Genomic DNA, 11,535 nt, shown 5'->3' with positions numbered 1-11,535 from the left:
GACGCCGAACGGGCCGGGCCCCCACCCGCGAGTGGGGGCCCGGCCCGTTCGGCCGTGCTGCGGCAGAGGAAGGGCCGTCAGTGGCCGTCCCGGGTCACCACCCGGGTGCGCACCCGCCAGCCGCCGTCCGCGCGCACCAGCACGTCCTCGCAGACACAGGCGCGGTGCAGCCGCGGCTCGCCGCCGCGCGGCGTCAGGTACACCAGGGCGTAGCAGCGCACGGAGACGCTGCCGTCCGGCCGCGCCTCGACGTCCAGCATGCCGTGCCAGTGCCGGTGGGTCTCGCCCGCCGCCTCCTGGGCGGCCCGGGCCCTGCGGGCGCCCTCGGCCAGCTCGGCGCGGCCGCGGCTCGGTTCGGGCCGGCCGGGCAGCCGGAAGGTGCCGTCCTCGGTGAATGTGGCGGCCCACTCCTCGGCCCGGCCGCCGTCCAGCAGCTGCATGTGCCGGGCGTAGAACTGCTCGATGTCGGCGCGCAGCCGCTCCAGCGGCACCGTCGTGGTCTCGTTCATGGGGTGAACTCCTGTTCCTCTCGGGGTGTTCGGTGGAACCGGTGGCTACGGGCGGGCCAAGGCACGGGCCAAAGCACGGGCCAAGGCGCGGGCTACGGCACGCGTGCTACGGCGGGGGCTGCGGCGCCGGGGTGAACAGCTCGGAGCGGACCTGCGCCGCCGGGTTGCCGAAGGCGATCCGGGCGGTGAGCTTCGCGCCGATCGGGGTGTGCTGGACCAGCGAGGCCAGCCGGGGCCGGACCACCCGGGCCACCCGGCCCTGCGAGAGCATCGCCCGCGCCTGCATGGTCTGGATCCGCATCACCTGGTCGATGTCCCGCCCCCGCGGCTCGGCGTAGGCGCGCAGCCGCCCGGCCGTGACGTCGCCGGCCCGCACCGCCGCCACCAGCACCGGGTGCAGCAGCGCGGCGTCCTGGATCGCCAGGTTGATGCCCTGCGCACCGAGCGGGCTGTGGGTGTGCGCGGCGTCGCCGATCAACACCAGGCCGTCGCGGACCCACTCCCGGGCGCGGCCCGCGAAGACGTCCAGCAGCGTCAGGTCGGTCAGCGCGGTGATCCGCTCGCCCACCGCGTCGGCGTACTCCGGTACGGCCCGCCGGATCTCCTCCTGCACGTAGGCCAGTCCGCGCTGCGCCAGCCCGGCGTAGCCGCGGTGCGGCAGCGTCCAGCCGAGCTGCACCGTGTCCGGGTACGACGGGTACGCCAGCACCGGGCGGCCGCCGTCGCGGAACACCCGGACCGCCCGGCCGGGCACCCCGGTGCCGGGCAGCTTGAACCAGAGCACGTCGAAGTCGAACACGTCGTCCCGGTTGGCCGGGATCCCGGCCAGCCGGCGCACCTTGGAGAAGCGGCCGTCCGCGCCCACGGTGGCCGCGGCGCGGACGGTGTGCCGCCCGCCCCGCCCCTCGGCCACCGCGCCGCGCACCGCCCCGTCCTTCTCGACCAGCGCCGTCACCCGGCACCCGGCCAGCAGTCGGAAGTCCTCGAACTCCTCGCAGCGGGACTGCAGTTCGGCCAGCACGTGCTGCTGCGGCAGGCTCAGCAGCCGCGGGTACGGGCCGGGCAGCCGGGTGTAGTCGATGTCGAGCAGCGCCCGGCCGCGCTCCACCAGCTGGAACCGGTCCAGCCGGTGGCCGCCGCGGGCCTCCGCGGGGGCCAGCACGCCCAGCTGGTCGAGCAGCGCCAGGCCGCCGGGCTGGAGGATCTCGCCCCGGTACTCGCGGTCGAGCGAGGCGGACTTCTCCACCACCGTCACCCGCAGGCCGGAGCGGAGCAGCAGCAGGGCGAGCGTCAGACCGGCCGGTCCGCCGCCGACGACGCAGACGTCCGCGGTGGTCTCGGTCTCAGGGGGTGCGGTCATCGCGGGGCTCCTCGGGGAGTCGGGTCCGGGCGAGACAGGCGTCGATCACCCGGCGGTAGTAGTGCGGGCCGAAGCCCAGGCCGGCCGCGGCCGGCACCAGCCGCCGCAGCCGCTCGGTACAGACCGGGTCCTCCGGCGGCACCTCGACGACCTGCCGGTCGGCCCGGACGCCCAGCCGGCGCTCGATGTGCCCGACGATGTCCTCCACCGGGACGGACCAGCCGGAGGCGAGGTTGACCACCCCGCCGGGCGTCCCGACCCCCAGCAGCGCGTCGATCAGCGCCACCGCGTGCCCGACGTCGATCAGGTCGCGCCGGGCCCCGCGGTGCACCCGCACCCGGCCGAGCCGGACCTGGCGCACCAGCGAGGGCAGGAACTGGTGGGGGCGCTGCGCCCGGCCCACGGGGTAGGCCAGGCGCAGGATCACGTGCTCCGCGCCGGAGCTGCGGATCACCTCCTCCATGGCCAGCTTGTGCCGCCCGTACGGGGAGGACGGGCGCACCGGCCCGTCCTCCCGGCAGGGCCGGCGCAGCACGCCGTACAGGCCGGCCGAGGAGGTGGAGAAGTAGACCAGCCGCCGCCCGTCGCGCCGGCAGCCCGCGAGGGCCTCGTAGAGCAGGTCGGCCTCGCGGGCGAAGCCGGCGTCCGCCTGGCTGGTGCCGCTGGAGACGCCCGCCGCGAAGACCACGGTGTCGGGGTGGCGGGCCACGAGGGGCCGGAGGCTCTGGGCGAGGAAGCCGCGGCCGACGATCTGCATCGAGCGCTCCTAGGCAGCGGGAGGGGCCGCGGCGGCGGCCCGGCGGACCTGGTCCAGCAGGTCGGCCTGACGGAGGATGCGGTCGCCGTGGCCGGCGAAGCCGCGCCCGGCGAGGGCGGTCCGGGCGAAGGCGGCCACGATGTTGGCGAAGTGGTCGTCGGCCGGGAGCAGCAGCTCCTCGGCGCCCTCCCGGCGCTCGACGCGCACCACCGGCCGGTGGTCCGGCGGCGGGGTGAACGCGCGGTCGAGGGTCACCGTCCCCTCGCTGCCGGTCAGGCTGTAGCGGCAGCGGTAGTGGTGCTCCATGCCGAAGGAGAGCGCGGCGGTCAGCCGCGGCGAGGTGAGCAGGGCCGCGCCGGCGGTGTCCACCCCGGTCGCCGGGTCGTGCCGCAGCACCGCGCCGGCCACCTCCAGCCCGGGGCCGCAGAAGAGCTGCGCCGCGCGGACGGTGTAGGCGCCGAGGTCGAGCAGTGCGCCGCCGCCCAGCTCGGGGCGGTGCCGGATGTCGCCCTCGGGGAGCCGGGGGATGGTGAACTCGGCCGAGAACGAGCGCGGTTCGCCGATCCGCCCGGACTCCACGAGGTCCCGCACCCGGCGGTGGGCGCTGTGGTGGAGGAACATGAAGCTCTCCATCAGCAGCAGTCCGCGCCGCCGGCTGAGCTCGACCACCTCCCGGGCCGGGGCGGGGTCGGTGGTGAGCGGCTTCTCCGCCAGGACGTGCTTGCCGGCCTCCAGCGCCCGGACGATCCACTCCGCGCGCAGCCCGGCGGGCAGCGGCACGTAGACGGCGTCCACGTCCGGGCGGTCGAGCAGCGCCTGGTAGCCGGCGACCGGCTCGGTGCCGAACTCGGCGGCGAACTCCCCGGCCCGCTCGCCGGAGCGGCTGGCCACGGCGGCGACCCGGGTCAGCGGGCTCGTCGTCAGCGCGGGCAGCATCTTGCGCCGGGCGATGGACGCGCAGCCGAGCACGCCGACGTTCAGGCGTTCCACCGGGCCCCCCGATCGCGCAGCGAGCCGAGGCAGGTGACCAGGGTGCGGGCCTCCACCGTGAAGTGGTTGCCGAACTGGATGAAGCGCTGCACCTGGTCGGCCGTCACCCAGCGGTAGTGGTCGGGCAGCTCGGTGGGGAAGTCCTCGCCGGCGGCCGTGATCAGGTACCGGTTGGCACGCCGGAAGAAGCGGCCGCCCTCCTCGGAGAGCACCGCCGAGTAGAGCACCCGCTCCGGCGGCGCGGCCAGCACCAGGTCGAGGAACGGCACCGGCTCCGGCAGGTCGGAGAACCCGTCGGAGACGCACTGCACCGTCGGCGCCAGCTCGACCGCGTCGAAGGTGCCGGGCTGGGACAGGCCCTGCAGCAGCAGCTGCGGTCCGGCGGGGGTGGGGCGCACCACCAGGGCCGCCAGCCCGGTCCGTTCGGCGGCCAGGAGCGGCTGCGTCCACCGGGTGACCTCGCGGTTGCCGGCGACCACCGACACCGCGACGACGCGCTGGTGGCGCCGCCCGGTGTGGGCGATCTCGGTCTCCGTCCGCCGCCACCGGTCCACCCGGTCGAGCGGCACCAACGCCGTTTCGCGGCCCTGCTGGGTCTTCAACTCGTTGAGCCAGCTGAGCACTTCGGTGTCGGAGTGGACCCCCGGAGCGTCCGTGGCGTCCGGGGCGCCCTCGGTGGCGGGCGGCCGCAGCGGCAGCGAGGACAGCACCGTCCGGGCGTCCATGTTGACCAGGTTGTCCACGGCCAGCAGCCGGTGGATCTGACCCAGTGTCAGCCAGCGCCAGTCCGGGCGCACCTCGACCTCGCCGGTGACCTCGACCACCAGGTTGCGGTTGCGCTTGCGCAGGAAGCTGTCGCCCTGCTCGGACTGGAGCACGTCGGTCAGGACGGTCCCGCGGCCCGCGGCCAGGAAGTACTCGATGTACGGGGTGGCCAGGCCCCGGTGGACGCGGGTGTAGTTGCTGCGGGTGGCCTGGACGGTCGGGCCGAGCTGGATCGTCCCGATGTTGCCCGGTTCCATCTTGGCCTGCATCAGGAAGTGCAGGACGCCGCCGATCTCCTTGGCCAGGATGCCGAGGATGCCGGTCTCCGGCTGGCAGATGATGGGCTGCGACCACGCCCGCCCGTCCTCCTCGCGGACCTCCAGGCCGCGGATCGCGAAGAACCGGCCGGTCTCGTGCACGAGGTCCCCGGTGCCGGCCTCGGTGTGCCACTTCTCCAGGCGGTCGAACGGGATCCGCTCGACCCGGAAGGTGCCGGCCCGCCGCCGGTCGGCCAGCCAGCCGGGCACCTCCTCGGCCCCCTCGACGGCCGCCGCCGAGCGGGCCAGCCGGGCGGCCGCCTCCGTCGACGGGTGACGGGCGGGCCGGTCCGCCGTCCTGGTCTCTGCTGCGCGGGCCATCACGGTCCCTTCCGAGCGCGGGTGTGGAGGGGCCCACCGTCCCGCGGCGGCGTCGAGACGGCATCGAGGAGGCGTCGAGGCGGGCTCGAAGCGGGCTGGAGCGGCCTTCCACGCCGATTCGAGCGGCGCTCCGGCGCCGGCGGCCAGGCTCGACGGGTACCACCTCCATCACGACCCGAGGAGTGAACGACCATGATCACCGAAGCCGATCTCAAGCGGATCATGCGCGAGGGGGCCGGCCAGGCCGAGGGGATCGACCTCGACGGCGACATCGCCGACGTGCTCTTCAGCGACCTGGGCTACGACTCGCTCGCCGTCCTGGAGACGGTCAGCCGGATCGAGCGCGAGTACGGCATCCGGATCCCCGAGGACGCCCTCAGCGCCGTCCGGACCCCCGGCGAGTTCCTGGCCCTGGTGAACCGGGCCACCGCCGAGGCGGCCTGATGACCGAGTGGGAGCACCGGACGGCCCTGATCGCCGGCGGCACCCGCGGGGTCGGCCTGGCCGTCGCCCGTGAGCTCGCCGGCCGCGGCTGCCACGTCTACCTCAACCACGCCCGCGACGACGCCGCCGCGAAGGACGCGCTCGCCGCACTCGCCGACCTGCCCGGTCGCGCGACCGTCCTCAAGGGCGACGTCACCCGCCCCGACGCGCTGCCGCGCCTGCTGCGGCGCGTCCGGGAGGAGCGCGGCCGCCTCGACGCATTCGTCCACAGCGCGGCCTCGTTCCACCCGATGGACGCCGCCCGGCCGGACGCCGAGCTGTTCCGGCAGGACGTCACCACCGCGCTCGCTCCGCTGCTCCTGGGCGTCCGCCCGCTGGTCGGGGCCATGGCCGGCGGGCCGGGCCGGATCGTCGCCGTCTCCAGTAACGGCGCCCGGCGGGTCGTCCCGCGCTACCTCGCGGCCGGTGTGGCGAAGGCCGCCCTGGAGGCGCAGATCCGCTACCTCGCCGTCGAGCTGGCACCGCTCGGCATCACCGTCAACGCGGTCGCCGCGGCCAAGCTCGACAAGGGCCCGGGCGGCGCCGACGCCGGCGTCCTGCGCGTCCTCGCGGAGCGCACCCCTGGCGGCCGCCTCACCACCCCGGCCGACCTCGCCCGGACGGTGGCCCTGCTCTGTGCCGACGAGGCGTCCTGGATCCACGGCCAGGTGGTCACCGCCGACGGCGGCCTGAGCCTGCGCGCCTGAGCCTGCGGGCCTGAGCCAGCGCACCTGAGCTCCGCCGTTCAGCCCCCCACGATCACGCGGGCCGTCCGCACGGCCCGCGCCCCACCCCCGAGGAGACCCGTGCGCATCATCGACCTCTCCACCCCGATCGACGCCGCGGGCTGGGAGCCGGAGCCCGTCGAGCACCGCATCATGTCCGCCGCCGAGGGCGCCAAGCACATGAGCGAGGAGATGCTCGAACACTTCGGCCTGGAGTTCGACCCCTCCGTCCTGCCGGACGGCGAACTCCTCACCATCGACACCCTCACGCTCACGACCCACACCGGCACCCACGTCGACGCCCCCTCCCACTACGGCTCCGCCGCCCGCTACGGCGACGGCCGCCCCCGCCACATCGACGAGCTCCCGCTGGAGTGGTTCCACGGCCCCGGCGTCGTCCTGGACCTCTCCACCGCCGCACCGGGCGCCGTCGACGCCGCCCACCTGCGCCGCGAACTGGACCGGATCGGCCACGCCCTGGCACCCGGCGACATCGTCCTGCTGCGCACCGGCGCCTCCCGGCTGGCCGGCACCCCGGAGTACTTCAGCCGCTTCACCGGGCTCGACGGCTCGGCCGTCCACTTCCTGCTCGACCAGGGCGTCCGGGTGATCGGCACCGACGCGTTCAGCCTGGACGCCCCGTTCCGGATCATGATCGAGGGCTACCGGGAGACCGGCGAACGCAGCCTCCTCTGGCCGGCCCACTTCGCCGGGCGGGAGCGCGAGTACTGCCAGATCGAGCGGCTCGCCCACCTGGAGGACCTGCCGGCCCCGACCGGCTTCACCGTCAGCTGCTTCCCGGTGAAGATCACCGGCGCCGGCGCCGGCTGGACCCGCGCGGTGGCCGTCCTCCCGGCCTGACTGCCCTCGTCTCTCGGCACCCCTGCCTCTCCCGCCTGCGCCGTGCGGACGCCGTCGCCGGACTGCTCGCCGACGACGGGCGGTGGATCGGCGGGACCGAGCTGACGCGCAGCGCCGAGGCCCGGTTCGAGCGGCCCGTCGGCGGAGGCGCCGGCCCCGGCGCGATCTGGAGCGGCTACCAGGACCTGCGGATCCGCACCCGTGCCGCCGGCCCGGACCCGTCCGCCACCGCCGCAGGAACGTCCTCCCCCGGGGCCGCCGCCTCGACGGCCCCCGCCGCCGACCCGCGCACCGAGGTCCTCTTCGAGGCCGTCGCGAAGGCCACCAGGACCCGCTTCCAGTTCCGCGACTGGACCTTCGACGAGGCGGCGTACAGGTCGATGCTCGACGACGACCTCGCCAACTCGCTGCCCTACCACGCCTACTTCGGGGCGGAGGACGACGCGCAGAACGCGGCCGCCGCGCTCGCCCTGCTGCCCGGCGTGGCGACCAGGCTGTCCGCCGAGATCGCCACCTTCGCGCACACCGACGGCGACTTCGGCCCCCGGCGCGTGCTGGCCGACCTCCTCGGCCTCCTCGACCTCGACCCTGCCCTCCTCGCACCCCCGGGAGCCCCCGCGTCCTGACCCCTCCACCGCCCGCGCCGGGACCGCCGACCGGTGGACGGCTTCCCACGGGAAGTCCCGGCGTTTCTTATTGACGCTCCGTCTAGCCGGTCGGAGACTGCAAGGACACGAGGGTCGAACAGGACGAGGTGGCGTTCCACGGTGAGGGCCGGCTCCGCGTCCCAGATCACCGCGCCCGGCTCCGTCGGCGCGTCGCGCCAGAAGCCCTCCCAGGCATCGCGGTACCGACTCGTCACGCTCATGGCGGGGACCTCCGGGTGTCACGCACGGTGTTGAGGTCGTGTCTATCGGTGCCGGGGTCCGGGCGGCAAGCATCCGGCGGTCGGCCCGTCGCGCGGTGTCGCCGCCGCGGCCGGGGGTCGGGACCGGGTCCGGGGGCGGGACGGGGGCCCCGTCGGGTGCCGGCCCGCCGAGTGGATCGTCCGGCACGGGGAAACCGCCCGGAGGACGAGGACGCGGGGGCTCGCCGCCCGGCAGCCTGGTGGTGCGCTCCGGGGAACCGCCCCGGGGCCTCCACCGACGATCCGACGGAGCGTGGCCTCATGACCGTCCATCAGCCGAGCAGCCCCGAGCCCTCCGGACCGGAGCCTTCGAGCCCCACCTCCTCGACCCCCGACCCCTCCGCCCCCGAGCCGACCCGCCGCGGTGCGGGCCCCGGTGGTGCGGGCCCCGGCGGTGCGGCGGAGCGGCGCGAGCTGGTCCTGCGCGCAGCCGTGCGGCGCGGACTGCTCGACCCCGAGGACGCGCTGCTGGCGGCCTTCGTCGACCTCGACGGGGTGGCGGCGAGCGTCGCGGCGCTGCACCGGGCCTTCCCCGCGGACCTGGACGTGCTGCACACCTTCGCGGCGAAGGCGAACTGCCTGGTCCCGGTGCTGGCCAGGCTGCGCGGCCTCGGCATGGGCTGTGAGGTGGCCGGGCCCGGCGAGTTGGCCCAGGCGCTGGCGGCCGGCTTCGACGCCGGGCGGATCGTCTTCGACTCACCGGCCAAGACCCGCCGGGAGCTGGCCCGGGCACTGGATCTCGGCATCGCGGTGAACCTCGACAACTGGCAGGAGCTCGCCCGGGTCGACGCGCTCCTCGACGCCCGCGAGTCCCCGACCCGCTCCCGGCTCGGCGTCCGGATCAACCCGCAGGTCGGCGGCGGGGCGATCGGGGCGATGAGCACCGCCACCGCGACGTCCAAGTTCGGCATCCCGCTCGCCGACGAGGGCAATGCGGACCGCCTGCACGAGGCCTTCCGGGAACGGCCCTGGCTCGGCTGGCTCCACGTGCACGTCGGCTCGCAGGGCTGCCCGCTGGACCTCATGGCCCAGGGCGTCGGTGAGGCCGTCGCCTTCGCCGAGCGGCTGAACGCCGAGCCCGGCCCGCGCCGGGTGGTGGGCATCGACATCGGCGGCGGACTTCCCGTCAACTTCGCCGGCGAGGCGACCGATCCGACCTTCGAGGCGTACGTGGACCGACTGCGGGCCCACGCGCCGGCCCTGTTCGGGGGCGGCTACCGGGTGGTCACCGAGTTCGGCCGCTCGCTGCTGGCCAAGAACGGCTTCACCGCCGCCTACGTCGAGTACACCAAGGTGTCCGGGGGCCGGCACATCGCGGTCACCCACGCCGGCGCCCAGGTCGCCACCCGGACCGTCTTCATGCCCGACGCCTGGCCGCTGCGGATCACCGCCCACCACCCGTCGGGCGGCGCGAAGGCCGGGGAGCCGGTGGCGCAGGACGTCGCCGGGCCGTGCTGCTTCGCGGGCGACGTGGTCGCCCGGGCCCGGCCGCTGCCGCTGCTGGAACCCGGGGACCTGGTCGCCCTCCTCGACACCGGTGCCTACTACGCGACGACCCACTTCGAGTACAACAGCCTGCCCCGGCCGGCCGTGCACGGCTTCACCGTGGACGCCGCGGGCGGCGTGCACTTCGAGCCGTTGCGGCCGGCCCAGGGCGTCGACGAGCTGGTCCGGGCCGACCGCTGACCCCCGGGGCCCGCGGCGGTCCGGCGGGGTGTCCGGGATCAGGAGACCAGGGTCTGCTCCGCCAGCTCCGTGAGCCGGACGGTGCAGAGGCCGCCGCGCTCGGTCCGGACGTCCGTCACCTGCAGCTGGGTGCCGGGCAGCAGGATGAACTCCTCCTCGCCGGTGAACGCCGAGAACTCGCGGATGCCCACGGCCCGGGCGGGCACCACCTCGAAGAGCGTCCGCTTGCCGCGGCCGCCGAGGAACGCCCGGGCCACACCCGGCTCGGAGGTGCAGGAGGACACGCCCCACCAGGTCACCGTCCGGCCGAGCGGGTACTGGCCCCGCAGGTCGAGCGGCACCCCGCGCCAGAGCGGCGCCGTGCGGGCGGGCAGCTGCGACACGGCCGCGAACAGCAGCCGCAGGTAGGGCAGGTAGGGGGTGAGCCGGCTCCGGTCCGGGGAGCGCAGGACGGCGTTGATCTCCCGGTAGAACGCGGACTCGCAGGTGTAGAGGTAGAGCGCGGCGATCGCGTCGGCGGACAGCCCGCCCGCCGTCCCGTCCGCCCGCCGCTTGCCGAACTCGTGCGACCGCGTGACGTGCCGGTCCAGCCCGGACAGCAGCTCGGCGACCGGGCCGACGGCGTCCCGGAAGTCCATCATCGGCGTGTCGAACACCCCGGTGATCTCGGGGAGGACGAGGCCCTCGTCCTTCACGCTCGCCAGGCGGTCGAGGTAGAGCTGGTGGAGTTCCATGGTGGAGGCGATGAAGGCGCCCATGCGCTCGGCGGTGTCGCCGTCCGCCCGGCCCTCCTCCGCCGCGCGCTCGTTCCACCCCGTGCTCGGCAGCCAGTCGATCCCGTCCGCGCCGAGCGAGGCGAGGGCCGCGTTCACCGTGCCGAAGTGGTCGCCGTCGCAGAAGATGTCGCCCTGCGCCGCGGGGTTGGCGTGGTCGATGTGCCGGACCTCGACCGCGGGGTACTTCTCCTGGAGCTTGAGCACGACCTTCTTCAGGCTGCGCGCGTGCGCGCCCCACCACGCGAAGACCACACCGCGGTCCTCCTCGGCGGCGTCCTGCTTGGCCTTGAGGATCTCCTCGACGATCCGCTCGGCGACCGGCCGCCAGAACGCGGTGTGCCGGTCGGTCCCCGTCGAGCCGTCGCTGCCGGCCGTGAGCGCCGCGTTCAGCAGCAGCACGCCCTGGGTGAGCATCGCCTGGAACCACTCCGGCGGCTGGACGGTCTCCCGCTCCTTCAGCAGCGCGCGGACGTCGGCGATCGGCGTCTTCTTGACGATGCCGTACTTCCACATCGCCGCCGCCTTGATGATGCAGCGGATGCTGACGACCCGGCCGAACTGGCTGTCCTTCCAGTCGTGGAAGGTGTTGTCGAACATCGCGATGCCGGTGGCGCTCTCCGGCCTGGGGTAGGGGTTCTGCCCGAAGACGACGACCTTCCACTTGTGCGGCGCGTTCGGCTTGAGCGCCTGGAAGGTCAGCTCGCGGACCGGGACGACCTCCGGGCCGCGGCCCGGCCCGATGAACGAGGCCGCGTCCGGCTGTGCCTCGATGACCGGCTTCAGCAGCGGGAGCCAGGGCTCGCCGCCGCCCTTGAAGAGCTCCGTGAGCGCCAGCGGGTCGTGCGGGTCGGGCGTCGCGGGGGTGGCGGGGGTGGTGGCGTCGGTCATGGTGGCGGGCTCCGAAGGTCGAACCGTGCGTGCGCAGGGCGGGGCGTGCTCGTGAGGGGCTGCTGATGATGGGCCGTCAGGCACTGCTGACCGCCACTCACAGTCCTACCGCCCGGGTCCGACAGCCGGCCCCGGCGCCTCCGCCCCTCCCGCGCGCCGTCGGAACCCCGGCCCCCGCCCCCGACCCGTC

The 11,535-nt window shown here is 75.1% G+C and carries 11 protein-coding genes; 5 read left to right on the top strand and 6 right to left on the bottom strand.

What is annotated here, in order from left to right; translation table 11 throughout:
• Nucleotides 1–77: 77 nt before the first annotated feature.
• From RMN57_RS06630 to RMN57_RS06610, 5 genes are all read right to left on the bottom strand, one after another.
• Nucleotides 78–509: a nuclear transport factor 2 family protein gene (locus RMN57_RS06630; protein WP_313762433.1), complete on the bottom strand. Its 432-nt coding sequence runs from the start codon at nucleotides 507–509 to the stop codon at nucleotides 78–80.
• 106 nt (nucleotides 510–615) lie between these two features.
• Nucleotides 616–1,869, bottom strand: a complete 1,254-nt coding sequence (locus tag RMN57_RS06625) for an FAD-dependent oxidoreductase (protein ID WP_313762432.1) — start codon at nucleotides 1,867–1,869, stop codon at nucleotides 616–618.
• On the bottom strand, nucleotides 1,853–2,626 hold the full coding sequence (locus RMN57_RS06620) for an NAD(P)-dependent oxidoreductase (protein ID WP_313762431.1): 774 nt from the start codon (nucleotides 2,624–2,626) through the stop codon (nucleotides 1,853–1,855). Before RMN57_RS06620 ends, RMN57_RS06625 begins: the two co-directional genes overlap by 17 nt.
• A gap of 9 nt (nucleotides 2,627–2,635) precedes the next feature.
• Nucleotides 2,636–3,616 carry a Gfo/Idh/MocA family oxidoreductase gene (locus tag RMN57_RS06615; RefSeq protein ID WP_313762430.1) on the bottom strand — a complete coding sequence of 327 codons (981 nt, stop codon included), beginning with the start codon at nucleotides 3,614–3,616 and terminating at the stop codon, nucleotides 2,636–2,638.
• Entirely contained in the window at nucleotides 3,604–5,019 is a 1,416-nt protein-coding gene (locus tag RMN57_RS06610; RefSeq protein ID WP_313762429.1) for an NDP-hexose 2,3-dehydratase family protein, read from the bottom strand. Before RMN57_RS06610 ends, RMN57_RS06615 begins: the two co-directional genes overlap by 13 nt.
• A gap of 192 nt (nucleotides 5,020–5,211) precedes the next feature.
• Between RMN57_RS06610 and RMN57_RS06605 the strand changes: the two genes are divergently transcribed.
• The 5 genes from RMN57_RS06605 to RMN57_RS06580 all read left to right on the top strand — a co-directional run bounded on the left by RMN57_RS06605 (nucleotide 5,212) and on the right by RMN57_RS06580 (nucleotide 9,681).
• Nucleotides 5,212–5,463 (top strand): acyl carrier protein, encoded by a 252-nt coding sequence (locus RMN57_RS06605; protein WP_313762428.1) that lies wholly within the window; start codon nucleotides 5,212–5,214, stop codon nucleotides 5,461–5,463.
• Complete coding sequence (locus RMN57_RS06600; RefSeq protein ID WP_313762427.1) at nucleotides 5,463–6,209, top strand: SDR family oxidoreductase; 747 nt, start codon at nucleotides 5,463–5,465, stop codon at nucleotides 6,207–6,209. The genes RMN57_RS06605 and RMN57_RS06600 overlap by 1 nt, the downstream gene beginning before the upstream one ends.
• Nucleotides 6,210–6,308: 99 nt before the next feature.
• The gene (locus RMN57_RS06595; RefSeq protein ID WP_313762426.1) at nucleotides 6,309–7,088 is read left to right on the top strand and encodes a cyclase family protein; all 780 of its coding nucleotides are present in this window, start codon (nucleotides 6,309–6,311) and stop codon (nucleotides 7,086–7,088) included.
• Nucleotides 7,089–7,468: 380 nt separating this feature from the next.
• Nucleotides 7,469–7,714: a hypothetical protein gene (locus tag RMN57_RS06590; RefSeq protein ID WP_313768091.1), complete on the top strand. Its 246-nt coding sequence runs from the start codon at nucleotides 7,469–7,471 to the stop codon at nucleotides 7,712–7,714.
• Nucleotides 7,715–8,256: 542 nt separating this feature from the next.
• Nucleotides 8,257–9,681 (top strand): diaminopimelate decarboxylase, encoded by a 1,425-nt coding sequence (locus RMN57_RS06580; RefSeq protein WP_313762425.1) that lies wholly within the window; start codon nucleotides 8,257–8,259, stop codon nucleotides 9,679–9,681.
• Nucleotides 9,682–9,719: 38 nt separating this feature from the next.
• Here RMN57_RS06580 and RMN57_RS06575 read toward each other — a convergent pair whose 3' ends face one another.
• Nucleotides 9,720–11,345, bottom strand: a complete 1,626-nt coding sequence (locus tag RMN57_RS06575) for an ADP-ribosyltransferase domain-containing protein (RefSeq protein ID WP_313762424.1) — start codon at nucleotides 11,343–11,345, stop codon at nucleotides 9,720–9,722.
• Between the last annotated feature and the right edge of the window lie 190 nt (nucleotides 11,346–11,535).

The sequence above is a fragment of the Kitasatospora sp. CM 4170 genome (assembly GCF_032110285.1).
Classification (GTDB): Bacteria; Actinomycetota; Actinomycetes; order Streptomycetales; family Streptomycetaceae; genus Kitasatospora; species Kitasatospora aburaviensis.
The sequence above is the reverse complement of the archived record's forward strand: the minus strand, read 5'-3'. Positions and strand labels throughout refer to the sequence as shown.